The following is a 25982-nucleotide window of genomic DNA, read 5'->3' as shown; positions in this document are numbered from 1 at the left end:
GATGAACGGAATATTCAAATTGCGTAAAAAGAATCCGCTCCTGGGCATCTTCTTGTGGGTATATGCGGGGTTATCGGTGTATCCACTACTGTGGATGGTCTTTTATTCGCTTAAAAATAACAATGAAATCTTCGTAACGAATCCATTCGGTTTCCCGACGCATCTACGATTCGAGAACTATGTGGATGCTTGGTCAAGGTTCAATGTTCCGGTCTACTTCAGCAACAGCTTGCTGGTAGCAGCGGCGACCGTTGTGGGCACAATTGCACTTTCGGTTACGTTCTCCTATGCCGTTGCCAGAATGCAATGGCGCTGGAAGGAAGCCGCTCGTATTTATGTCGTAATTGGGATGTTCATCCCCGTGCAAGTTATCATGATTCCACTGGCGATTCTCGTACGTGAGTTCCATCTGGCCAACACGTATTGGGCGCTGATCGTGCCTTATATTGCCTTCAATATATCTTTCTCCAGCATGGTATTCTATGGTTTTTTTCGCAGTATTCCGGTTGAGCTGGAAGAATCAGCTTGTATGGATGGTGCCAGCATTTACCGTACTTTCTATACGATCATATTGCCGATTATTAAACCTGCGATTGCAACGATGGTGATCTTCGTCTTCTTGTCGGCATGGAATGAATTTACAATGGCGTTAATTTTGATTACCAAGGAATCCTTGAAAACTTTGCCGCTCGGACTGCTCTTCTTCCAAGGTCAATTTACAACCAATTGGGGGGCTATGGGCGCGGCGATGACGATCGCGAGCTTGCCGACCGTGCTTGTGTATGTACTCTTTAGTGAGCAAGTGGAGAAAGCGTTGACCGTAGGGTCTGCTGTGAAAGGATAGTTCAGTTATTACTGGACAGAACGGAACCTATTATTATAGTATTATGAATCAATACAACTTCGAAGGCCGAAGCTGTTAAACTGCCTAAGGCAATTGGAGGGACCCGGTTACCCGAACTATATGATGAATCGTGCATCATTGTCTAAGCGTTGGCATATGGCAACTGTCTTATATGTCTCTTTTGTACTTATTATTTTATTGCCAATTTTCATTGTGACATGGTTCTCCGTGAGGTCATTCAATACGGTGTTGTTCGACAATGTAACTACACGTGCTATGCAAACACTAGAGCAAGTCTCCTATAACGTCGATAAGGAAACAAGTCGAATTATTAATACGGTCGCGACGATTGCTAATGATGAGAAAGTATTCGCAACAGCAACTAGCATCCATACGCAAGCTGTACGAGATCAACAAGCTAGTCATGAGGCCAGTAATGACCTGGATCATCAACTCAGCAACTATTTCCACTCGACATCGGACATCGTATCTGCTTTGTTTTTTTATCGCGATGAGGGAACGTATGCCTATAAACAAGGATTAGGTCTGCAAGAAGCGGAGCTCCGTCATGCGAATTGGTATCAACAAACACTGGCGAATGTCAATAAAGTGCAAATTTTCGGAGCTGAGGACAACAGATTGCCGGGAACAAGCGGTCATATGGAAATTACCGCATCGATTGCGCCTAAGTTTCCGACTTCATTTAATATGGTGGAAAGTGTTTATTTTGTTTTCCGTGGAAGCGTCCTTCAACAATTACTTCGTACCCAAGTATCCGAACCTGGGTACTTTCTTGTCGTTGCTCAGAACGGTGCGGTTGTTACGGGCAGCGATGATGAAATGATACAAAATAACCTATCCAGAAACACACTCCTACAGCAAGCTATGAATCAACCGACAGGAAACTATGTTGCCAATGAGAAAGGTAAACAGTCCTTTGTCATCTTTATGACGTCGGTACAGACAGGTTGGAAATATATCCACGTAATGCCCTATGATCAAATGCTTTCTCAAGTAAGGCACGTATACAATCGGACAATGCTTGTTTCAACGCTAGGGCTGCTCGTGTTTCTAATTGCCTCATGGATATGGGTAAGAAGTATGGCTAAGCCGATTCTAACGCTAGTTAAACAAATGAACAGAGTCAAGATGGGGAATTTCCAAGTTCAGATAGAGGCATCAGGACCTACAGAGATCTACGTTCTCGGCAATAGCTTTAACGAGATGACCCTGCGCATACAAGAGCTGATTCAGGAGAGGGAAAAGAAAGAAGCCGAACGATTGAATGCCGAAATGACGGCCTTACAATCACAGATTGGTCCTCATTTTCTGGTCAATACGCTGAATGCGATCAAGATTATGGCGTTGATGGTCAAAGCCCCCCAAATTCAGAAGATGACAGAGGCTCTTATGCATTTGGTATCCTCAGCCTTTAATCGAGGCGGCATTTACACGACAGTTGGAGAAGAATTGCTGCTGCTGAATGATTATTTTACGATCATGCGGATCCGTTACGGTGACAGGTTTGAGATCCAAACGGACTTGGATGAAGAGATTAAGGGTCTTTACATGCTTCGGCTATTACTGCAGCCACTGGTAGAGAACTCTATTGTTCATGGCTTTCATGGATTGGACCGAAAAGGAGTCATTCAAATTCAGGGGCATAAAGTCGGAGAACGCCACATTCAAATCATAATTAAAGATAATGGAAAAGGCTTTGAGGAAGATAGCGATCTAACTCGTAAAAAGCAAAGGCAAGAGACCTTTAACGGGATTGGTCTCCAGAACGTTCAGCAGCGGATCGATCTTCAATACGGCAGGGAGTTTGGACTTCGGGTAAAGAGCCAACCGGGAGAAGGTACTTATATCGAGCTGTTATTGCCGCTGCTTGTTAGTAAACCGGTATCTCAAGTGGCCATCATAGAAAAGGAGGGGTAGCCTTGTTCCGAGTTATCATCGTGGACGATGAGCCTTTAGTACGGATTGCTTTACGCGAACTAATTGCGTGGGAAGAGCACAATTGCAAAGTGATTGCAGAAGCAGCGGATGGTGAAGAAGCACTGCGACTGGTTCAACAGGGGGATGGTGTTGACCTGATTGTCATGGATATTCACATGCCAACGATGGATGGCATCACCTGTCTAGAGGAGCTTCAGAAACTGGCCCTTCAACAGAAACCGCTGATCATTGTCCTTAGCGCATACTCGGAATATGACTATGTGCGTAAGGCGTTTTTACTCGGTGCGGTTGATTATATCGTTAAGACACACATGGATTCTGAGCCTATGAATGCTGTCATTCGGGGAGCGGTAGCTCAACTAGTAGAGAGAATGCAGCAGGTTGAAATGGTTCAGCGGGAACAACTTGCGCAGCGGCAAAAGCTTCGAGAAACCGGGCTCATATCCTTATTAAAAGGGATGGATGCTTCTTCTCTCATCGATGCGATGAGTGAAAAGCAGGAATGGACAGGGTCGGATATGGGCGAGCAAGTATTGGCTTGCATCCTAGTTGACGATACCAATGAGAGCCAAGCTATTGAATTACCGGATGATCAAACGGCCAGATATACGCTGCACATGATACGGCAAGCAATGGAAGGAAGTTTTGCAGACATGGCTGTACTCTCTATGAGAGAAGGGGAGGTTGCACTTCTTCTGTTCATTCAGCGTTATACGAGTCAAGGGCAGCTAAGTGTTAGACATCAGGTGTCAGAAGGAATGGATCGTATTGTGAGCCACCTCAAGCAGTATGTAAACCTCTCGGTATCGATCGGAGTTTCCGATCTCACGCATAGCTGGGAAGGTTGGTATGACGCATATCGGCAAGCTTATCAATTAGCGAGTATGCGGTATTTTGCAAAAGAAGGTAGAGTCTTTTATCCTGAACATGCGACGAGCACCTATCAATTAGAGGTATCCTCAGTAGAACAATGGGATCGCAAAGAATTGTTGCGAAGACTGGAAGCGGGGGAGCCGTGGCAGGAAGAGTTGAGCAAAGGTTTTCGTTACTGGAACACGCTGAAGACCAAGTCGGTTATGGATATTCAGAAAATGTATCAAGCTTTTCTATGGGAGCTGGGTGCGCTCCTTCACGCGAGAAATTTGGATTGGCAGGACGTCCTGGGGCAGGAGGGAACTCCTTATGAGCGGCTCCCTCGTATGCACAGAATGGCAGATGTGCATGAATGGCTTAACGGCTTGGTTAACAGCCTAGCTTTCCAGCTGGATCCGCGACGTCTTGCTGTTCAATTAACGCCGCGTCTAGTAGACAAAGCCAAGACCTATATTGACTTACATTATAACCAGCCTATCTCTCTATCCAGCGTAAGTAGGTGGGTAGGCGTAAGCGAGAGTCATTTAAGTAAGCAATTCACCAAGGAAATAGGTGAGAATTTTATTGCTTATGTCACGAACATAAGAATTCAGAAAGCGATCCATATGATGTGGGGAGGCATGAAGCTGTTTGAAATTGCTGAGAAAGTAGGTTATCCCAATCAAGGACATTTCAGCCGCATGTTCAAAAAGGTAACAGGGCGTACCCCGCAGCAATATCGCGAAGATTGTAGATTGTAGATGGTTAAAGCACAAGAAATGCGTAAGTAAGCACAAGAATCGTCATTTTCTTAATGGTTGCCCCCTTTTACAATAAGAGATGTAAGCGCAAACAAGAAAAGTACATTTATGGAGGGGTAACAAGTATGACAAAGCGTTGGGTAAGTCCAATATTAGCGACCATGCTGACCATGTCGGTCATTTTGAGCGGCTGCGGAGCAGCTAACGACAGTGCCAACACGTCAGCGCCAAAGGAAAGCGACAAGCCAAAGCAAGAAGCTAAGAGCGACAAAGTGACCATAAAGATGGCGATGTGGGACGTTAACGCTTCATTCATCGATTTCCTTACGGCCAAAGTGAAAGAGTATTCCAAAGTTGAGCCGAATGTAAACGTAGAAGTCGAAGCATTCAAAAGTGATGGAGATTACTTGAAAGCCATGAAAGTTCGTCTTTCTGCTAACGAAATGCCCGATTTCTTCGAATTAAAGCCAAACTTTATTAACGACTTTAAATCGGAGCTGCTTCCACTAGATGATCTGAGCACAACTGCGAAGAACAAATATGCGAAAAAGTACGCTGTAGATGGCAAAGTGTTGGCTATGCCGACTGTACAATTCCCTGAGATGGTGTACTACCATCCGAGTATTTTCAAGGAGCTAGGATTGACAGTTCCAACGACATGGTCACAATTTTTGGACGTTTTGAACAAAATTAAAGAGAACAAAAAGTACATTCCTTATGCAATGGGAGGGAAAGACAGCTGGCCTGATTATCCATTCAATGAATTCATGCACCACCTCACATCCGGTGACGAAAGCTATTTGAGCAATCTAGCCACGCAGGAACATCCATTCTCAGAGGGCACTCCGTTCTACAAAGCTTATAGCAAAATCGAAACGCTCTATAATGCTAAGGTTATGGGACCCGATCCGCTTGGCGTAAGCTGGGATCAGGCTACTGGATTGTTCGAAAGCAAAAAAGCAGTCGTCGTAGCGGCAGGTTTATGGTATCTGGATACCTACCTTTCGAAAGTAGGAAATACAGATGACTTGGCTGCGTTCCCAATGCCGGTTCGCGACAGTGAAACAGATCCACTGACCGTGATGACATTTACGGATCACTTCTATGCAATCAACAAGAACAGCAAGCATACAGACGCAGTGAAAAAGTTCATGGAATGGTTCTATAGCCCAGCAGTTCACCAGGAATATGTAGATAAAGTGAAACTTGGAGCAGTTATTGATGGTGTTACGGCAAATGTGCCATTCTTGAATGATTTCTACAAGAACAACAAAATCACTCCTTTCTTATATGTGCCAGGCAACCAAAAGTACACGGATCTGATCAATGCGACACAATTGGATTGGAAAAACATCGGTCAGGATATGATGTCAGGCAAAAAGCTTAGCGACATTTCCAAGCAATTGGAAGATAAATGGGGAAAAGCCCGCGAAGCTAAGAAATAAAAAGGATTATGGATGGAATGACAGTAGGAAACGCTGAAAGCCATAAGCTGCGGCGTTTCCTCTCAAGTTCCTTGGAGGAGAAAACGACATGAGTTACTCAATGCAAAAAAAATTGATCATCATCGCATTTCTAGCGCTTCCTGTATTCCTTTTGCTGCTGCTGCTCATGTATCCGACTGTGAAGCTTGTCCAGCTCAGTTTGACAGATTGGAACGGAATTAGCAGGCAATTTCATTATGTGGGCTTTGATAATTATGTCCAAGCGTTTCATATGCCGGAAATATGGAAATCTCTTTATCATAATTGGCAGTACTTCCTTTTACACGCCTTGATTATTCCTTTCGAAATTATCGTAGCTGTTTTTTTGAACGCAAAAATTCGGGCGAATGCGTTCTTCCGCTCCATCGTTTTCCTCCCGTATGTGATAAATGGGGTGGCGGTGGCGTATGTGTTCAGCTATTTATATAATCCGATTAATGGTCCGATTAATCTGTTTTTCCAAACGTTGGGTTTAGAGTCGTGGATACAGCGCTGGCTGAGTGATCCTAGTGTTGTTAACTATTCATTGATTTTTGTATCTTTGTGGCGGTACTGCGGACTTCACGTCATTTTATTCTTAGCGGGACTACAATCCATACCTGAAGATCTATACGAAGCAGCTAGGATGGACGGAGCAAGTCCGTTAAGGCAGCTTTGGCATATTACCATACCAGGGATGAGTCGGGTTATCGAAATTGTTCTCTTTTTGAATGTGCGGGGGGCGTTACAGGTATTTGATATCCCGTTCCTTATGACGCAAGGCGGTCCGGGCAATGCAAGCAGTACGTTTACCCTCTATACGGTTGATACAGCCTTCAAATTTAATAACTATGGGTTGGCCTCAACGATGGCCATTCTGCTCATGCTGATGATTATCGGCTTTAGCTACATCCAGAAGAAGCTTTTCCAAGCGACAGGGGGCGGTGAGACATGACAATCAGTTGGAAAATGAGGCCGCTATATTATATTCTTTTTGCTTGCATCACAGTAATTGTGTTAATCCCTTTGTTTATTGTACTCTTCGCAGCTCTAAAACCTGCTGCAGAACTGGCAGCGTCATCTCCGCTTGCCATTCCACAAAGCTTTTTTTTGGGGAATTTAAAGACTGCATTTGTTAAAGGGGATATTTTAACCGGATTTAAGAATACATTCATTCTAATTATTGTAAGTGTCGTACTGAATACAATTTTGGGTACGATGACGGCTTACATCTTGAATCGGTTTGATTTTCGTTTGAAAAAGGTCATTTTCGCGCTATTTACCGTAGCGATGGTTGTTCCCTTTTATACAACGGAAGTCGCAAGATTTCAGATCATTAAAGTTCTAGGCTTGTATAACACCTTGTATGCTCCAACGATTATTTATGCGGGGACGGACTTGCTGCAAATCTTCATCTACTTGCAGTTTATGGAGAAAATCTCGGTTCAGTTAGATGAGAGCGCAATGATGGACGGAGCTTCTTATTTCCGCATTTTCCGCTCCATCATTTTCCCTCTCATGATTCCGGCTACTGCAACATTGGCCATTATCAAAACCGTTGAGATCATGAATGATATGTATATTCCATTTCTATATATGCCGGCTAAGAAGCTGCATACCCTGTCTACGGCGCTGATGTCCTTTGTTGGAGAGCGGGCTTCGTATTGGAATGAACTTTCCGCTGCGATCTTAATTATCATGCTGCCAACCGTGCTCATTTATTTGTTCTTTCAGCGATATGTCTTTGCAGGACTTATGGATGGCGCTGTAAAAGGTTAAAAAGGTGGGCCAGAATGCAATACTTATGATGACTGCGCCATGATTGAAGTTGAGATATGGAAAAGAGCCTTGAACCACTAATGCACCGGTGGTTCAAGGCTCTTAATTGTGATTACTGACTTCCTTTACTTACCCAAAACGTAACATTGTCGCCCTGCAAGCCTTTGGCACCAGACTGGGGGTCTTGTTTAATGACGGTTCCCTTAGGCTGATCATTTGCTTCAATCAAAAAATTGTAATGCAGACCGGCAGCCAAAGCTTGCGCCTCCGCATCAGCTTGCGATAGACCTACCAGGTTCGGTATTGCGACTTCCTCGGCTTGTTTGTTCGAATCTCCGAGAGGCTTCGTTGTAGATGAAGCAGGCGTATTTGTCGGCGCAAGAGGTGTGGCGGTGGGTATAGGTACCACAACTACCGACTCCGATTTGGAAGATGGCCAAAGAGCCCAGACCGTGACCAAGACGACGACCAAAATAGCAATTGCTCCTATCCCTGCCTTACTTAAAGCGCTAAGTGATTGTGATCGCTTATCAGCTGCGGGTGCTACCTCATCAATCTCATCCTCAACCTCATCCACCACTCTGTTTTGAATTTTACTTGGGTTTTGATATTGAATTTGTTTGTGGATAGACCCCACGTCTTGCTTTTGACCGGAAGATGGTAAACTCCGCAATCCAAAAATCAACGAAGAAAGTGATGCGTGACCTTGGCAGACGAGCTTAATCAACTTAATTAAAGCCAATTTCTGCTCATATGTCGCAGATGGGATAGGCGTTCGCTCCAGATGTGTATGCATCACTTCAAAGGCACCCGTAATCGTCTCCGCGCCGGTAAAGAGCTGAATCATCAACCGACAAAGCCCGATGGCCCCTTGTGCCTGAGGATCGCCTTTATCCCAATAGTTAATAACGGAAAGCTTGCCGTGATCATCAAACCATAGATTTTCAGCGCCTACTGTAAATCCTGTAATACGTTCCTCCATCGCGTCAAGCAAGGAAACCCCTAGATCAGCAATCATTGCAATGATAGTATGGAAAGACATTTCTTTCTTGTTAACATGGTTCGAGAATAGTGAGCCTGGCTTGGCTTGCAGAATGATCATAACCGAATCTTCCTCTACAGATGTATCCAGGATATGTTGAAACCCGTCATGTATGAAAGCTGCTTTATGATGAAGGGTTCGAATGTAATCTTCGCCGATCTGCCCAGGTAGAAGCTCTATTTGATAAAGGAGAACCTTTCGAGTTAGAAATAAATCATCACCATAATGCAGAGTGCCATGGGGTAAAGCGACGATCTGTGTATCTGGTACATAGCGTGTACCAATCTTTTTATGCATGGAATATCCATCCTCTCTCTTGATGGCATCATTAGGAGTTGCCTTTATTATATATGATTCGGCGGGATATAGGAATTTAGGTATTATGTTATGAAAAATCGAGGGGGAATAGTGATGAGCGGACATCAAGCAAATTCAAGATCAGATAGTTCGGACTTTAGCGTCTATAAAGGGCGAGAGTGCTCGCTCAACGCCAAAATTGATTGATGATCAAGTTTTTACAGAACTCAAGGAACAGTGGAAATCAATTTCATCGAGTGGAAAAGATTTGAGTCAAGCGTATTATGAGCTTCAACATGAGCAGTTGGAACAGCTTATTGTAAAGCTTATCGAAGAAGTCGAGGAAATCTCAAAGTTGAGTTTGGATCCTGAGGCAGATAGCAGTTATTTCATTAATTTCACTGTACACCTTTTTCCTCCGTTTTGGAACAAGCTTGAGAAAATTGAGTTGAAAGATATAGAAGTTGCTGCGCGCCATCTGCAAAAGCAAGTCACTTCTACGAAAGAAGTCGAAGTTTCATCGAAAAAGTTAAATCATATCTCGGAGGAGCTCCTTCAATCCCTAGCTCAAATTCGGCTCAAATAAATATAAAAGAACTGAATTTTCTATGAAGCCATATCTAGCTGACAAGATTCAGCTGATCTAGGCTTTTTTCTATCTTCGGGGAACTAAAGTCTATGATTCAAATGTCCTAGATGATATGATAGTTTTACAGATTTTTTTACAATTTGATCCAATATGAGGGGGGACTGTGTTGAAAAAAGTCGTTATTTTGGGCGGCGGTGTTGCCGGAATGAGTGCCGCGCATGAATTGGTTGTAAGAGGCTACGAGGTGTCAGTCTACGAATTTAAAAGTATTCCAGGCGGGAAAGCGAGAAGTATGCCTTTCATAGGCAGCGGAACTGGCGGGAGGAAGGACCTTCCAGGTGAGCATGGTTTCCGGTTATTCCCTCGCTTTTACAGACATGTCATAGATACATTGAAACGAATTCCCTATGAGAATGGAACCGTATATGATAACTTAACAGAAGTGACCCGGTTAGATATTGCCACCTATACAGCACCGCTATTGCCGCTGCTAGCCAAAATTGAATTTAGTTTAGACAATTTTATGGTTGTCATCAGAGATTTATTCGATAATGGCTTAGGTCTAAGTATGGATGATCTGGAGCAATACGGACGTAAGCTATGGCAAGTCATGACGAGCTGTGATGAACGCATTCGCGAGGAATATAACCTCATCGATTGGTGGAATTTCATTGAGGCGGATCAACAATCCCCTGCATTTCAAAAAATATTCGCTGGATTCACTAAAACCCTCGTTGCTTGTCAATCCAAAATTGCAAACACACAAACTGTCGGCCCTGTAGCTGTTCAAATGACACTAGATATCACAACACCAGGCACGAGCTTCGTCCGTCTTTTGAACGGTCCCACGAATGACAAATGGGTGAACCCGTGGCTAACATTTTTACGAGACCAGGGCGTTGATTACCATTTAGCGGCAAAAGTTGAAAGTATCGAATGCGTGGATGGCGTTATTCGGAGTGCGAAGGTGACAGAGAACGGTAAAACCTTCGATATAGAAGCCGACTATTACATAGCTGCATTCCCGGTTGAAGTGATGGGTAAATTCATTACGGACGCTATGGTGCAAGCCGACCCTACACTAGTAGGTGTGCAGAAGCTTGTTGATTCCGTTGCATGGATGAATGGCATTCAGTATTATTTGAAGGAAGAACTGCCTATCACACATGGACATGTTATATACTTAGATGCACCTTGGTCGCTGACTTCGGTATCCCAGAAGCAATTTTGGCCAGACGTTGACCTTAGCGAATATGGTGATGGCACAGTGAAGGGTGTTTTATCCGTCGATATTTCGGATTGGGATACACCAGGGGTATTATTTGGTAAATCGGCTACACTTTGTACGGCTGAAGAGATTAAAGCCGAAGTATGGGCACAGATGAAGTTAAGTTTGAACGTGGATGGCGCCGTTATCCTAGAAGACGATGTTCTGCACTCTTGGTTCTTGGATACGGATATTCAATTTGAGAATCCTGATCAGGCGTGTACGAATATGGAGCCGCTGCTCATTAATCGCGTGGGTACTTGGGATGACCGTCCAGAAGCTTATACCGCAATTCCGAATCTATTCCTGGCTGCTGATTACGTACGTACGAATACGAACCTTGCGACGATGGAAGGCGCTAATGAAGCAGCGCGACGTGCAGTTAATGCCATACTGAAACAAGATGGTTCGATGGAGAAGCCTTGTGAAATATGGGAAATGTACACATTTGAGCTTTGGCATATTGATTTATTGAAACCTTATCATCATCATGACAAGCGACGGTTCGAGAAGGGGCTTCCTTGGGATGGAAAGCTTTTTTAGGAATGCCTAGCAGCTAGTTTTACTAGGAGGATTATATGCTAATTTTGCCGGAATATGAGTTGATCAGACAAATCTATCAAGGCGAACGGACTGTGCTCTATCGTGCTATTCATAAGCCAACTATGGAAAAAGTAATTATCAAAACCCTACGTTCTGACTTTCCAGTTTCAGCAGATATCGCAAGATTGAAACGTGAGTATGAGATAGGCAAAATGCTGGATTTTCCCGGCATTGTTAAACCATTGGCGCTGCCCAAGCATCAAAACAGCTTAGCTCTCATCTTGGAAGACTTTGACGGTGAGACCTTATCGGCTTATTTCCCTATGTTTCGTCAGTCCATACAAGCCTTTCTTGTAGCTGCTATTCAATTGATCAAGATTGTTGGGGATATTCATCAGCGGTACGTCATACATAAAGATATTAAACCTAGCAACATTATTATTAATCCTGAAAAGCAGATCATGAAGCTAGCTGATTTCAGCATTTCCTCGTTTACGAGAGAACGTCAAGAAATGCTAGACCCTTTGATGCTAGAAGGAACACTAAGCTATATGTCGCCTGAGCAGACAGGTCGCATGAATCGTATTATCGATTATCGAACGGACTACTATTCCTTAGGGGTCACGTTCTATGAAATGCTCACGGGACGTCTTCCGTTTCAAACGGAAGATCCGGTGGAGCTGATTCATTGCCATTTTGCCGTGACGCCGACTCCTCCCGAAAGCTTACGGATGGGTATACCGAAGCCGCTATCCGATATTGTTATGAAGCTTCTTGCTAAAAATGCGGAAGATCGATATCAGAGCGCCTACGGCATTATTCAGGATCTCGAGCACATCTTGATGCTAAGCAATTCCGGGGAAGAAATGACGGATTTTGCAGTAGGGCTCTATGACATGACGGACATGTTTCAGATACCTCAAGGGTTGTACGGACGAGCGCAGGAAATCGAAAATCTGCTGCATGTTTATGGACGTGCGGTGCATGGCTCGCTGGAGGCCGTTTGGGTAACCGGGGAATCTGGTTATGGCAAATCGTTTCTCATCGCCGAGACGATGAAGACGATCATGAAGGATAATGGCTGGTACTTATCGGGCAGATTCGAGCCCAACAAACAGCATGTCTCGTATCATGCGTTATCTAAGGCGCTGCGTCAGTTAGTCCGTCAGCTTCTGACGGAGAAAGATCATCAAATGGAAGAGTATCGCGGACGTTTGCTGAAAGTGCTGGGAACGAGTGGGAAAGTATTGACGGATCTCGTTCCAGACCTTGAGCTCCTAATCGGTGAGCAGCCCATTGCGAAGCAGCTTCCTCCGCAAGAAACACAGAATCGATTACATTTCTTATTGCAGCAATTTCTGCTAATCTTCTGTGTGAAAGACCGGCCCATCGTGTTGTTTCTAGATGATTTGCAGTGGGCAGACGCCGCCTCCTTACAATTTCTTGACCTGCTATTGAACGATTCACAAATGAAGTATTTCCTTTTCATAGGTTCTTATCGAAGCGAGAATGACATCAATTGGTTATCGTCTACTCGTGTTCAATTGCTGGACAAGCTCCCAGAGCGCCTTGTTACGGAACGGATTATTTTGCAGCCACTGGAAATTACGGATGTCGAGCAGTTGATTGCGGAGTCGTTGAAAACCGAGCAGCAGCAGGTAGTTGAGCTGGCTCAGCTCGTTCTGCAAAAAACCGGCGGAAATCCTTTTTTCGTCAAACAATTTTTAACAGCCTTACACGAGCAAAATTTACTCACCTTTAATTATGAAGTTAATCGTTGGATTTGGGATATTGGTGAAATTCAGAAGCTTAGAATTACTGATAATCTTATGTTCCTCCTAGCTGAGAAGCTGCAGCGCATGCCGCCAAGAACGCAATACTTACTGCGGTTAGCTGCTTGTTTGGGGGCCTCCTTTGACCTGGAAGCGCTTGGTATTATTGCTAAGATGTCCTTTACTGATGTTCTGCATGAGTTGGAAATTGCTATCCAAAACGGATTGATGATACCAGTTGGTATGGATTATAAGTTTTTTATGGAGATCCAAGGGAACTCAACTGCACGGGACATACGGTTTATGTTTGTGCATGATTCCATTCAAGAAGCCGTCTATGGTTCCATTGAGGAATCCATGCTGCCAGAAATGCACTTGAACATCGCACATCAGCTGCTGGAGCATTTAACTGAAGATCAGGCAGAGCCCCGGTTGTTCGATATCGTCAACCATATGAATATCGGCTCTAATTTACTAACGGAGAGTAAGGAGCTTATCCAGCTTCTAGAATTTAATTTTGCTGCAGGTCGCAAGGCTAAATCCTCGAATGCTTATCGTTCAGCACTGCAATATTACAATAAAGCACTAGCTTTGCTGAAGTTGGTCGAGGGCGTGGAGTTAAATGACCTTAGCTTTTCCATTCGACTGGAGAAGTCAGAAGTGCTTTATCTGAATGGTCAAGCGGATGAAGCCGAGATTTCGTATGAAGAACTGCTTATAGATGCCCGTACGAACGAACTCAAGTTGGAAGTGTATAACTTACAAGTGATTCTGTACACGAACGTCGGAAAGCAGCATAAAAGTTTGGAAGTCGGGTTGAAAGCCCTAGCTGAACAAGGTATCCGTGTGTCTAAAGAGCCTACGGGCGTGAACATTTTTTTCGAATATATGAAGCTGAAAGCAATGATTGGACGGAAGAATACGCTGCAGCTGTACGATTTACCGATTATGGAAGATGAATACAGAACCAAATTAATGAATTTAATGATGAGTATTGCCATCTCCGCCTATTTCGTGAATACGAATTTATTCGTTTTGTTCATGTTCATCATGACGAAGCATGCCTTGAAGTATGGCAATACCCCCATGATGGCCTATGTATATGGATCCTATGGCTTGATTCTGGGCTCGGGCTTCGGGGATTATCAGCTAGGCTACCAGTATGGGCAGCTTGGCGACCGCATGAATGCCAGATTTCAATCCCATCAATTTCGCAGTAAAAGCCATTTCTCATTTGGTTTGTTCGTCACTCCTTGGGTTAAGCCTTTGCATGTGTGTTTGGAGCACTTGAAGGAGTCGTTCCGAAGCGGGATCGAAGATGGGGACTTGGTTTTCGCAGGTTATGCCCTTACTTATCAGATTTTAGTGAAGGATTTTCAAGGTGTTGTACTTTCGGAAGTGCAAGAAGATTTAGCTAAAAACTATCGGATATTGGAACAGACCAATCATCATGACACCCTTCTCATGTTAGAAATGCTCCGTAAGGTCATTCATAATTTGGAAGGAAAGTCTGAGAATCCTCTGATTCTCGGCAAGGATGAAGAAGAGGAAGAACAATTTGTCCGTAAGCTGGAGGTCCACCCGAACCAAGTCATCATTCATGAGTATACAGTCAAAAAAATGATGCTGTATTATTTGTTTGGTCAATATGAGGAAGCTTTAAAGGTTGGTAAAAATGCAGAACCTATGCAGTCTGTTTCTTTCGGGCTGTTTCATATTCCTGAGAACTATTTCTACTATGCCTTATCTATAGCTGCTAAATATAAAGAGGCTGCAATGTTAGAGCAGAAGATGCTGGCCAAACAGATGAGAAAGATGCTGCGCAAGATGGATAAATGGGCTACCCATTGTCCGGAAAACTTTTCGCATATTAGCCTATTAATGCATGCGGAGTGGAACCGTGTAACAGGCCATTTTCAGAAAGCAGAGCAAGAATATGAAACGTCAATCCGGCAAGCAAGGGAGCAGGGGTTCATCCAGCATGAGGCGATTGCCTGTGAGCTAGCAGGGAGGATGTATAAAGAAGCTGGACGTGAAAAGATTGCCAAAACCTATTTCGTCGATGCGTATTACGGTTATCTAAGCTGGGGTGCGAAGGCTAAGGCCGAGGAGTTAATGCTGCGTTATCCGGGCTATTTAACATCACTTAAAGAGTCGATGGATTGGAACACAACCAAAATAAGTGACTATTCCCTGCAGGCGCTTGATTTTATGACGATTATGAACACGTCTAGGTCGTTGTCGAGTGAAGTTAACTTGGAGCAATTGATCAAACGGTTAATGGAAATTGTAACTTATTCGTCTGGCGCGGAGAGAAGCATCCTTGTCTTGAAAGAACGCGACAGCTTATTCGTGGAAGCTGAGATGCTTGCCATCGACGGCAAGGATTCTTGTACCGTAAGCTCAGTACTATTAGAAACAAGAGAAGATCTCCCAACGGCGGTGATTCAATTCGTTGCACGGACCAAGGAAGGTGTAGTTCTCGATGATGCCGAGAATAAGGGATTCTTTACACATGATCCGTATATCCGGGCAACGGAGAGTAAATCGATTTTCTGCGAGCCTATCCTGCATCAGGGCAATCTAGTCGGCGTCTTTTATCTTGAAAATAATTTGATTCGCAATGCCTTTACATCAGACCGTCTTGATATTATCAAGCTGTTGTCTGCTCAGGCGGCAATTTCGATTGAGAATGCGAGACTCTATAATGATTTGGAGTCCAAAGTCAAAGAACGGACGAACGAATTGATCTTGATGGAGACGTCGCGTCGAGACCTGCTGTCTAATATTTCCCATGATTTGGGCACGCCACTCACGTCCATTCAGGGTTATGTAGAGGCTATTCTGGATGGGGTTATTCAAGAGCCTGAGGAACAGAGAAAATACCTTACGGTCGTTCACATGCGGATTGTCGGCATTCAGCGGCTCATTACGGATCTCTATCAGTTAAGTCGACTTGAGACGAAGCAGTTCCATTTTCAACTAGCCCCAACCTCATGCGGAACGATGGTTCGCCAGCTTTTTGCGAAGTATGAGCTGGATGCGGCGAATGCTGGAATTTCCTATACGTTAAACATGGCACATTCGGAAGGCGAAGAACTGCTTTTAACGGTAGATACAGATCGTATTGAACAGGTGTATGCGAATATTTTGTACAATGCAATTAAATTTTCCACTAGAGGCGGATTCATTGATGTTCACGTGGCAATCAAGGATGAACCGAGCGAGTTAGTGATTCGGGTTACCGATACAGGCGTAGGGATTAGCGAAGAGGATCTTCCGCACATTTTTGAAAGGTTCTACAAAGTCTCCAAATCACGCAGCACGTCTGGCGGGAGTGGCCTGGGACTCGCGATTGCTAAGGAGATCGTGCAGTATCATGGCGGGCAGATTTGGGCGGAAAGCCGCCTTGGAAAAGGCTGCAGCATCTCGTTCTCGTTACCTGTACATCGGATTTAAGCCGCAAGAACCGTATACCTCACATGATTCTGTGTGCGATGTACGGTTTTTTGGGCTAAGGGCTAAGGTCGAATGGTAACTCTGGTGTGAATGGGTACCAGTTCGGCCAACTCAAGCACATCTTCGTTGTACATGCGGATACAGCCGTGAGATGTTCGCTTGCCTATTGAAGAAGGATTATTCGTGCCGTGTATGCCATAATGAGGTTTGCTTAAACCCATCCAGAAGACACCGAAAGGGCCGCCGGGATGTGGTTGCTTATTGATAATGAAAAATTCACCCGTCGGTGTGTTCGTTAACATTTTACCAATACCAACTGGGAACCCACGTACAACGCGATTTACATCCAGCAGATATAATTGAAAGTCAGAAAGATCAACAATAATTCGGTAATTGGGCATGGATTGTCACCTCAAGCTATTCTATGTAAATAGGAACGTTTTCGATATTGAAACTTACATGTGATATACTGCTGTAGATATCAGTCACCGAAGGAGAAACAGACATGCAATCATTTCTACAGTTTAATCCAACAAGATTATGGTTAGGCCATGGTCAAATCGAGCAGCTGCAACAGGAACTTGGTACGATTGGCAAGCGAGTATTGCTCGTGTATGGCGGTGGAAGCATTAAGAAAAATGGCGTATACGATGCTGTTATGGAACAGCTTATACATATGCAAGCAGAAGTGTTTGAAATGTCTGGTGTAGAGCCTAATCCACGGCTCACCACTGTACGGAAAGGCATAAATATTTGCCGCGATAAGCAAATCGAGCTCATTTTGGCTGTTGGCGGAGGCAGTGTGATTGATTGTGTCAAAGCAATTTCCGTGGGAGTTTATTATGACGGAGATGTTTGGGACATCATTACTCGGAAAGCTGTGCCTTACAAAGCGCTTCCTTTTGGTACGGTATTAACTATTGCGGCTACAGGTTCTGAAATGAATAATATTTCCGTCATCACGCATTGGGAGAAAAACGAAAAGCGTGGTTGGAGCAGTCCTTTTGCGTATCCGGCATTCTCAATTTTAGACCCTGCATACACGTATTCTGTACCTATGGATCAGACGGTGTATGGCATCGTGGATATGATGTCGCATGTGCTGGAGCAGTACTTCCATCGGACGGAAAACACACCTATGATTGATCGTTTCATGGAGTCAGTCCTATTGACAGTCATTGAAGCTGCACCGAAGCTGCTTGCCGATCTTAACAGCTATGAGCATAGAGCAACGGTCATGTATGCGGGGACGACTGCCTTTAACGGGCTGCTGTCCAGCGGCACAGATGGTGGAGATTGGGCATCGCATCAGATCGAACATGGCCTATCCGCCGTTTATGACATTCCGCATGGCGGAGGGCTTGGGATTGTATTCCCGAACTGGATGAAGCATTGTGCGGAGGAAGATCCTTCACGGATGAAGAAATTGGCGATTGCTGTTTTCGGCATCGATCCATCGGATAAAACAGATCATGAAATTGCACTCGAAGGGATTGACGCACTGCGAAGTTTCTGGAATTCCCTTGGTGCGCCGAATCGATTAGGGGATTATGGAATCGATGATTCTAGGATAGAGGAATTAGTCCATAAATCATTCATGAAGGACAAAGTAGGGCAATACAAAATGATGACGCGGGAAACAGTCAGAGATATTTTGATTCGATCTTTAGTGTAAAGATTGTTTTCATAAGGTGGATTCCTAATCGTGAGATTAGGGGTTCACCTTATTTTTGTGGAAAGCTGACTTGAAATAGTTGGAAAAGTTCTAAATTGGTTGGAGTTGAGAACGGGTCAATGGCAAATGGGGTCGTCATCGAGCAATGGTCAGACGGCGGCTGGACGAGTCAGCACTGGCAAATTATTGACAACGGTGCGGCCATCCAATGGACTGATAGGAAGCGTTTTCTCAAATTATGAAATTGACCACCGAACATGCAGCAAAAAGGATTATTATTAAAGATAATCAAGAGATTCTGAGATATCTACAAGAGAAAAGATGAGACATAGTTCTTTTTATTTTTGGTTACTTACTTTTTTGATCATTAGTGCTTCAGGTTTTTATTTGATAGATCTAATGACATTTAAACCAAAGCCAGATGGCGGCAATTTCATGATGGTAATCCCGCGATTATCATCAAAGATAAAAAAAGGTTTGATCATCTTTTTTATAAGCTTTCTTCTAACTTTTGTGTTGTAGGCGAGATCAACGAAGTAAAATGGCATCTTGATACACTGAATGGAGGTCCCGACAACCCGAATTCAATTATTTATAGGTGGGGATGGTTCAATCAGTATACGAACACCATTTTTTTCAATGTAAACAGCTTTGTTTTTGGGATTGCCCTTTCGGGGATGCTCGGGTTTTTACTATCAATGAGGAAAAGTCGTGAAGGACAAGAAGCATGAAAAAACCAAACGCGCAGATTCTGCAATTTTCTGAAACGACGATCGACCTACCGCGTATGAAGATACTGAGCATTTTGAGGAAGACAATTAACAATTATGTAATTGGAGGAACTAGAAATGGCATTTTTCAAGAAAATCTTAGCACGCGTAGGGATTGGGAACATCGATATCGACACACAGTTTCAGACGGAGGATTTTATTCCTGGAGAGTTGGTTGAGGGCGTTGTTATTGCTAAAGGCGGAAAAGTGGAGCAGAAGGTGGACAAGATCTACTTTCAAATCATGACGGAATATAAGAAGCCTGTGGAGACAGATGCTAATCGCGATGGGCGAACTGAAACTCGTATGCAGAAAGAAACCGTCGTAGTTGCAAATATGTTACTTGGTGAAAACCTCGTGATTGCTCCGGATGAGACGATTGAAATTCCTTTTCAATTCGTTCTGCCGCATGAAACGCCAATCTCAATCGGTGTCAGCCCGATCTGGGTGCGTACATGCTTAGACATTGATAATGCAGTTGATCCCTCGGATCGTGATGATATTGAAGTTCGGGCACACCCGCATACTGCGGTTGTTTTTGAAGCGCTGGAAGAACTGGGATTTCATTTGCATCAAGCGGAGAATGAGTATTATTTACAACGAGATTATCATTTACCGTTTATTCAAAAGTTTGAATTTGTTCCCTATCATAATGGCGAGTACCGCAGCACGGTGGATGAACTTGAACTCATTTTCTATCCGAATGAAGACGGTGTTGAGATCATCCTAGAATTCGATCGCAAAACGCGTGGTTTCAGCGGATTTCTATCGGATATGTTGGATACGGATGAGTCCCGTCATCGCTACTTTTTCAACAGGGAAGAGCTGGAGGAAGGTTCTTCTTCTGTAGCGGATCAGTTCAGGGGGATATTTGACGAGCTGCTGGAATAATACATAAAAAGAGGCTGTCACCAACGGTAGGATGATTACCGGAGGGACAGCCTCTATTCAATTCAACTTTAGTTTCCGAAAATGTCGTAAAAAAGAGGCCTTAAAGGCCTCCGCATCTAACTATTACGCGTGTGCTAATAGCTTAAGTTCAAGTTTTCCTGTCGTTAAATACGTGAGTTCAGGAGTTGAGAAAAAGTCAGCTAATCGCCGAAGTCTCATATATATCGTTCGCAAAATAACGGAATCCATCTCTGTGATCATACTGCGATTTGCAATAAAATCTCGCATGCCCACCTTGATGAGATACTCGCTATCTCGAAGATCGGTTATCAGTTGTTTATTGGGAAGGTCTCCGTAGTTGACTATGTATTTCGTTTGCCCAAGAGCACTTTGATACAGTTCAGCACATGTTCGCGAAATTTGTACCTGCCTCTTTGCTCCCAAAGAGTCAGTGACTGTAAGTAATTGATTTTTGGCATCTAATGAGTTCTTTTTCAAATAAACAATTTCGTGAGAGGCAATACCCTCTGTGAGTAAACGAACGATAATGGCATCTTGCGGATTAATACAGCGAGTTTCGATAAAATGAACTTGTTCTAATGTAATAATACGAAATCAGCATCCCTTCAAGTGTGAAAATTGGATTTCAGTAAACTTTCATATAGCTTTCAGTAATAAGCAACTATATACTCTATGCGGGATAAAGATCGATTATGACTGTTTTTAATAAATAATAATTAGCTCTATTTTCATTAGGAAGAAGGTAATACTTGGTTTATGCAGAAGATGATTGTATATATGTATGAGTGGAGTTGAGAGGGAGGCGCTGCTGATTATGGTGAATGAAGAAGGGGAATTGAAGAAGGTGTTAGGCTTACGAGATTCTATTGGTATCGCCCTCGGACAAATTATTGGAGCAGGTATCATGTCAATCACTGGCATCGCTATTGCCTTAACTGGGGCTGGCGTACCGCTTGCTTTCGTGCTTTCCTCAATTTTTATGCTTATCATGACGATTCCTCTTGCTGTATTAGGTTCAGTTCTTCCTACAACTGGAGGTATGTATACATACACGAGTCGTTTACTCTCTCCGAATACAGGGTTTGTCTATTTAATCCTGTTTACATTCGGTCATTTGACCATTGCTGTGTATGCCATTTCATTCGCTCAATATTTACAGGGAATCATGCCTGGTACGCCGATTATGCTTGTTGCTTTCATTGTGCTGACTTTCTTCTATTTGATTAATTTATTTGGCATCAAGTTCATGTCATCATTAGGTAAGGTGCTCGTAGCGATTAAGCTGCTGTCTCTTCTTGTTTTCATCGTATGGGGAATTTCGAAGGTTGACTTTTCGATGTTTCATCCATCAGAGATTTTTCCTCAGGGAACGGGGAGTTTTCTTACGGCGGTTGGAATCACTTCCTTTGCATCAGGAGGCGCTTATGCCGTAGTTGAGCTCGGAGGCGAAATGAAGCGGCCGCAAAGGGATATTCCGCTTACAATTTTCATCAGCAGTGGTATAGTTGCCTTGCTTTATATAGGCATTGGCATCGTGGCAACCGGAGTTCTGCCGATTTCCGAAGTTGCAGGCGAGTCGCTTTCGGATGTGGCAAGGACGATATTGCCTAATCCATTGTTCCTATTTTTTATCATAGGAGGGGCCATGTTTGCTCTGGCTTCTACACTCAATGTGACGTTTTCCTGGGTGACGAGGGGGATGCTGGCGGCATGTCGCGATGGTTGGCTCCCAGCATCGTTCGGCGCCGTTAATCGAAGGTATGGTACACCGCATTGGCTTCTCACGTTTTACTATCTGCTTGGGGTCATACCCATTGTAACTGGAGTATCGTTGACCACGATTTCCCAGTTAGGGGTTGGCATCTTACTTCTTTCGAGTATTTTCCCCGTACTTTCTGCCGTACAGCTTCCACGCAAGTACCCTGAGCTTTATCGCAAAGCACCTTTCACTATGAAGCCAAGCCTGCTTTACACCATTGTCATCATAGCCGTTGGTTTACTGGCCTTTCAAGGTTATTTACTTCTCAGCCGATTGTCAGCTCTATTAATTATAGGTAACATAGTGCTTGTCGCAGCTAGCATCGTTTATGTAATGATTGTCGGCAAACGCCGAATAAATAAACATGCTACTAACGCGGTTTCGAGCAGTAGTCACGATATCAAATTGTTGCAATAATCATTTTCAGTTCTTTTGTAAACTCTTTGCAGGGCAGGGACTGATGACGATTCTTTAGACGTAAGGAGCAGAAGGAAATATCCATATCCTCTCCGGTGATTTCTAGCGCAACAATGCTGCCTGTTTGGACATAGGGGTCGTATTTCAGACCGATTTCCGTATAAAATCCAATGGCAATGCCTTCCGCAATTACTCGTTTTGCAGCCTCTGAATTCCCTAACTTAAATAAAATATTCGGCTCTCCATACTTTTTTAATTTACTAATCAGATACTCAGAATTCAGGAGGATCGGCTGATGGACAAGTTCTTCTAAGGAGATGCTTTTGCGATGAGACAGTGGGGAGTTTCTCCCCACACATGCCATCACTCTGCTGTCCATTAACGTCTCTGTGATCAATTGTTTGTTCGGCTCTTCATAATTCCGAGATACGGCGATTAGACCAATATCTACTTTACCGCTTTGGACTTCTTGTTTAATTTGTGGATAATCAAGTTCCAACATTTCAAGCTCTACGCCAGCATGCTTTGCTTTGAAAATCGCCAAGGTTGAGGGTAATACACTTAAGCATAGGCTAGGCACAGAAGCGATGGAAAGGAACCCTGAGAGCTGATTGGACTGAAAATCTGCCGTCTCCCGAAGTTCCTCTACTTTGTTAATAATTTCTTCCGCTTTACTTATAATTAATTTCCCATCTTCCGTAGGAACGGCTCCGAAACGCGAACGCTTAAAAAGCTTAATCCCAAGCTCTTCTTCCAGACTCACAATGGCCTGGCTGATATTCGGTTGAGAGACATGAAGCTTTTCGGCAGCTAGGGAAATCGAACCGGTTTGATTGATTTCAATGATGTAGAGAAGTTGTTCAATCCGCATAGTTCTCCTTTTTTGGGAAGCGATTTATGTCGTAAATATATCCCAAAAGCGGACCATAGGCAATGATAGGGAAGCCCTATTTTAAGAGGCTCCGTACTCAACATTCAGTTTGCTTAGCTCTTTCATTTGTCCGTTAAAGACGAAACGTGATAGCACGACGCTGATTTCATATAAGGCGAATAAGGGGATGGCCACCATCAGATGTGAGATGAGATCTGGAGGTGAAATAAGGCTAGCTACGATGACTAGCACGATGTAGGCATATCTGCGAATTTTGTTCAGGAGCTTTGGATTCAGCAGTTTTAGTCTAGTTAGAAACATGACGACGATGGGAAGTTCAAAGGCAATCGACAAAGGCAGCACAATGTTCAGCATAAAACTAAAATATTGGGCAACGCCGTACGTCGGCGTTAATCCGAGGTTATCGGAAATTTGGGTAGTGAACGCCATACACATGGGGAAAACAACGAAGTAAGCGAAAGTTAAACCGATGATGAAACACAGGACCGTATAAGGGATATAACGTAGTGAGGCTGACTGCTCCTCCTTCGTCAGACCTTGTTTAACGAATCCCCAGATCTGATAAAGGATAAAAGGCAAAGAAACCGTAAGGGATATCACGAACGCAATCATCATATAGAGGCGAATACTATCCATGGGGGAAAATACATGCCATGTCATGTTGGAGGCCGGGGGTGTTTGCTTCAAGTAGAGCAGGAGTTTTGGGGCAGCGAGAAAGCCAGCAATCATCGTAAGGACAATTACGATTAGAACGCGAATAATACGTGTTCGCAGTTCAGACAGATGTTCAACGAGAGACATCATTTCTTTTATTGGCATGGAAGGCACCTCCAAAGCTATGTATGGTTGTCATTGTCTTAAGATCCAGCTAGCATACGCTTAAGTTCAACGGTGTGGAAGCCGTCCATCAGCTTCGTGTGGATCTCCATGATGGTCTGAATATCCTCAAATGAATATTTACGAACGCCTCCTTTACTTCTTTCTGGGAAAATAAGCTTGCGATCTTCGTAATAACGGATCTGCCTTTCCGATAACCCGGTTAATTCGCTTACCACACCAATTTGAATCACTTTCTTCTTCGTCATCGACATCATCCAACCTCCTATTAATGTTATATAAATTAACGTTTACATGACATTAATTACAAGTTAACTCTATCATTATGCGTATTCCTGATCAAATAATCTATTTTTATCCCGGTATAAGTAATATTTATGTAATGTAATCTTACACATAATAGTGACGAATACATATCCTACTGGTACGTTTAAGGTGCGGTTTATCCAAACTTGAACGAGGAGATGGGAGCATGGAGAAGACACCGATCAAAGAAGATCAAATTACACGTAGACAATTTTTGACTACAGTCGGCAAAATAGGAGGGTCAGCCGCACTTTTTAGTGTTATGGGGACTCTGGGACTCTTATCCCCAGAAACGATGAAAGCGGCAGATTACACGCCTCCTTCAGGTAGAGATCTCACTTCAACGAACCGTAACGGGAAAAAAGTGATCATTCTAGGCGCAGGGATAGCCGGTATGACGGCTGCCTATGAGCTGGGAATGGCAGGATATCAGTGCACAATTTTAGAAGCGAGAGCTCGTTCCGGCGGTAGAGCTTGGACGGTTCGCAGAGGTACAGCTGTTACGGAATTAGGAGGCAGCAAGCAGGTTGCGCGCTTTGATAATGGGATGTATTTCAACGCGGGGCCGATGCGGATTCCCCAGTTTCATGTGACGTTGGAATATGCACGCAAATTTGGCGTCGCGATTGAACCCTTCAACAATGTGAACGAGAGCGGCTACTATTATAACGAAAATGTAGGCGAGTTATCAGGTGTGAAAATTCCAAAGCGCCAAGCGAAAGCTGATGTTAGGGGCTATGTCGCCGAAATGCTAGCAAAAGCGGTAAATCAGAAGGCATTGGATCTCCCTTTAACAACAGAAGAAAAAGCTAATCTTGTCACTTATCTGAAGACCGAAGGGGATTTAAACGCAGATCTGTTCTATAAAGGTTCGGAGAGAGCAGGGTATAACGAGGAACCAGGCGGTAAATTCGACGCGGGCGTACGCAGAGATCCATTCAGTTTAAAAGCAATCATAAATTCCGGTTTTGGGCAATTTTTTAGCAGTGAATACAGCTATGATCAACAAATGATGATGTTTCATCCGGTAGGCGGGATGGACCAAATTGCTAAAGCATTTGAGAAGCGAGTGGGGGACCGAATCGAATTCCATGCAGAGGTACAGGAAATTAAGCAATCATCCGATGGTGTTCGTATCCTGTATAAGGACTTGAATAGCGGAGCAAGCAAGGAAGCTACCGGAGACTTTTGTATTTGTACGATTCCACTCTCTGTCCTCAAGGATATTAAGGCAGACTTCTCTGCCGACATGTCGACAGCTATTTCTAAAATTAACTACGCATCCGCTGGTAAAATTGGCCTTCAGTTTAAACGTCGATTCTGGGAGGAAGATGAGTTTATTTTTGGCGGAAGCTCGCTGACGAATATGGACATTTCCAGTATTTATTACCCACCGACTGATTATTTTGCCAAAAAGGGACTCCTCTTAGGCTATTATGCCTTCGGGGGTAACGCTGATAAGATTGGTAAAATGACACCTGCCCAAAGGGAGGACTACGCGTTAAGCCAAGGGGCGAAGATTCATCCGCAATATTATAAAGAGTTCGAAGCCTCTTTCTCCGTAGATTGGAAGAAGATTAAATATAATCAAGGCGGATGGGCTTCGTATACGGCGGACGACCGCAAAACATATTACCCTACATTGTGTAAACCGGATGGTCGCATTTATTTGGCAGGGGAGCATATCAGCTATATTACCGCTTGGCAGGCAGGGGCGATTGAATCTGCGAGGAAAGTGGTTACAGAAATTCATGAGCGTGTAATGAAAGAGTAGATGATGAGGAGCG

20 protein-coding genes and 1 pseudogene are annotated in these 25982 nt (G+C 43.8%); 15 read left to right on the top strand and 6 right to left on the bottom strand.

The window, feature by feature from the left end; genetic code table 11:
- The first annotated feature begins 1 nt into the window (after nt 1).
- The 6 genes from QFZ77_RS28500 to QFZ77_RS28475 all read left to right on the top strand — a co-directional run bounded on the left by QFZ77_RS28500 (nt 2) and on the right by QFZ77_RS28475 (nt 7658).
- Nucleotides 2-844: a carbohydrate ABC transporter permease gene (locus QFZ77_RS28500; RefSeq protein WP_307444718.1), complete on the top strand. Its 843-nt coding sequence runs from the start codon at nt 2-4 to the stop codon at nt 842-844.
- Nucleotides 845-964: 120 nt separating this feature from the next.
- On the top strand, nt 965-2782 hold the full coding sequence (locus tag QFZ77_RS28495) for a sensor histidine kinase (protein ID WP_307444716.1): 1818 nt from the start codon (nt 965-967) through the stop codon (nt 2780-2782).
- Between the two features lie 2 nt (nt 2783-2784).
- A complete protein-coding gene (locus QFZ77_RS28490) occupies nt 2785-4416 on the top strand; it encodes a response regulator (protein ID WP_307444714.1) in 1632 nt (543 codons plus the stop codon).
- Nucleotides 4417-4541: 125 nt separating this feature from the next.
- A complete protein-coding gene (locus QFZ77_RS28485) occupies nt 4542-5861 on the top strand; it encodes an ABC transporter substrate-binding protein (protein WP_307444713.1) in 1320 nt (439 codons plus the stop codon).
- A gap of 88 nt (nt 5862-5949) precedes the next feature.
- Nucleotides 5950-6834 (top strand): carbohydrate ABC transporter permease, encoded by an 885-nt coding sequence (locus tag QFZ77_RS28480; protein WP_307444711.1) that lies wholly within the window; start codon nt 5950-5952, stop codon nt 6832-6834.
- A complete protein-coding gene (locus tag QFZ77_RS28475; protein ID WP_307444708.1) occupies nt 6831-7658 on the top strand; it encodes a carbohydrate ABC transporter permease in 828 nt (275 codons plus the stop codon). Before QFZ77_RS28480 ends, QFZ77_RS28475 begins: the two co-directional genes overlap by 4 nt.
- Before the next feature lie 112 nt (nt 7659-7770).
- Here the strand turns inward: QFZ77_RS28475 and QFZ77_RS28470 are convergent, their stop codons facing one another.
- The gene (locus QFZ77_RS28470) at nt 7771-8997 is read right to left on the bottom strand and encodes a PASTA domain-containing protein (RefSeq protein WP_307444707.1); all 1227 of its coding nucleotides are present in this window, start codon (nt 8995-8997) and stop codon (nt 7771-7773) included.
- A gap of 268 nt (nt 8998-9265) precedes the next feature.
- Between QFZ77_RS28470 and QFZ77_RS28465 the strand changes: the two genes are divergently transcribed.
- The 4 genes and pseudogenes from QFZ77_RS28465 to QFZ77_RS37995 all read left to right on the top strand — a co-directional run bounded on the left by QFZ77_RS28465 (nt 9266) and on the right by QFZ77_RS37995 (nt 16627).
- Complete coding sequence (locus tag QFZ77_RS28465) at nt 9266-9583, top strand: hypothetical protein (RefSeq protein ID WP_307444705.1); 318 nt, start codon at nt 9266-9268, stop codon at nt 9581-9583.
- A 166-nt stretch (nt 9584-9749) separates the two neighbouring features.
- A complete protein-coding gene (locus QFZ77_RS28460) occupies nt 9750-11396 on the top strand; it encodes a hydroxysqualene dehydroxylase (protein WP_307444703.1) in 1647 nt (548 codons plus the stop codon).
- 35 nt (nt 11397-11431) lie between these two features.
- Nucleotides 11432-16120 (top strand): annotated as a pseudogene (locus tag QFZ77_RS28455) (ATP-binding protein); the annotation flags it as partial.
- Between the two features lie 54 nt (nt 16121-16174).
- A complete protein-coding gene (locus QFZ77_RS37995) occupies nt 16175-16627 on the top strand; it encodes a sensor histidine kinase (protein ID WP_373462774.1) in 453 nt (150 codons plus the stop codon).
- Nucleotides 16628-16689: 62 nt separating this feature from the next.
- On the opposite strand, the gene QFZ77_RS28450 is transcribed toward QFZ77_RS37995, so the two are convergent.
- A complete protein-coding gene (locus QFZ77_RS28450; RefSeq protein WP_307444700.1) occupies nt 16690-17028 on the bottom strand; it encodes a L,D-transpeptidase in 339 nt (112 codons plus the stop codon).
- Nucleotides 17029-17132: 104 nt separating this feature from the next.
- On the opposite strand from QFZ77_RS28450, the gene QFZ77_RS28445 reads away from it, so the two are divergent.
- The 3 genes from QFZ77_RS28445 (at nt 17133) to QFZ77_RS28435 (ending at nt 19963) form a co-directional block, all read left to right on the top strand.
- Complete coding sequence (locus tag QFZ77_RS28445; protein WP_307444698.1) at nt 17133-18302, top strand: iron-containing alcohol dehydrogenase; 1170 nt, start codon at nt 17133-17135, stop codon at nt 18300-18302.
- 95 nt (nt 18303-18397) lie between these two features.
- Entirely contained in the window at nt 18398-18544 is a 147-nt protein-coding gene (locus QFZ77_RS28440) for an RICIN domain-containing protein (protein ID WP_307444697.1), read from the top strand.
- Between the two features lie 606 nt (nt 18545-19150).
- Nucleotides 19151-19963 carry a sporulation protein gene (locus QFZ77_RS28435; protein ID WP_307444696.1) on the top strand — a complete coding sequence of 271 codons (813 nt, stop codon included), beginning with the start codon at nt 19151-19153 and terminating at the stop codon, nt 19961-19963.
- A 123-nt stretch (nt 19964-20086) separates the two neighbouring features.
- Here QFZ77_RS28435 and QFZ77_RS28430 read toward each other — a convergent pair whose 3' ends face one another.
- Complete coding sequence (locus QFZ77_RS28430; protein WP_307444695.1) at nt 20087-20461, bottom strand: hypothetical protein; 375 nt, start codon at nt 20459-20461, stop codon at nt 20087-20089.
- Between the two features lie 337 nt (nt 20462-20798).
- On the opposite strand from QFZ77_RS28430, the gene QFZ77_RS28425 reads away from it, so the two are divergent.
- A complete protein-coding gene (locus QFZ77_RS28425) occupies nt 20799-22160 on the top strand; it encodes an APC family permease (RefSeq protein ID WP_307444693.1) in 1362 nt (453 codons plus the stop codon).
- Here QFZ77_RS28425 and QFZ77_RS28420 read toward each other — a convergent pair.
- The 3 genes from QFZ77_RS28420 to QFZ77_RS28410 form a co-directional block, all read right to left on the bottom strand.
- Nucleotides 22144-23031 carry a LysR family transcriptional regulator gene (locus tag QFZ77_RS28420; protein ID WP_307444691.1) on the bottom strand — a complete coding sequence of 296 codons (888 nt, stop codon included), beginning with the start codon at nt 23029-23031 and terminating at the stop codon, nt 22144-22146. The genes QFZ77_RS28425 and QFZ77_RS28420 overlap by 17 nt on opposite strands.
- Nucleotides 23032-23112: 81 nt before the next feature.
- Nucleotides 23113-23871, bottom strand: coding sequence for a twin-arginine translocase subunit TatC (gene tatC, locus QFZ77_RS28415; RefSeq protein WP_307444689.1), 759 nt, complete (start codon nt 23869-23871; stop codon nt 23113-23115).
- A 38-nt stretch (nt 23872-23909) separates the two neighbouring features.
- A complete protein-coding gene (locus QFZ77_RS28410; RefSeq protein WP_029193642.1) occupies nt 23910-24143 on the bottom strand; it encodes a MerR family transcriptional regulator in 234 nt (77 codons plus the stop codon).
- A gap of 218 nt (nt 24144-24361) precedes the next feature.
- Here QFZ77_RS28410 and QFZ77_RS28405 point away from each other — a divergent pair, with 218 nt between their 5' ends.
- Nucleotides 24362-25969 (top strand): flavin monoamine oxidase family protein, encoded by a 1608-nt coding sequence (locus tag QFZ77_RS28405; protein ID WP_307444686.1) that lies wholly within the window; start codon nt 24362-24364, stop codon nt 25967-25969.
- Nucleotides 25970-25982: the final 13 nt, after the last annotated feature.

Source organism: Paenibacillus sp. V4I3 (assembly GCF_030817215.1).
In the GTDB taxonomy this organism is placed as follows: domain Bacteria; phylum Bacillota; class Bacilli; order Paenibacillales; family NBRC-103111; genus Paenibacillus_E.
The sequence above is the reverse complement of the archived record's forward strand: the minus strand, read 5'-3'. Positions and strand labels throughout refer to the sequence as shown.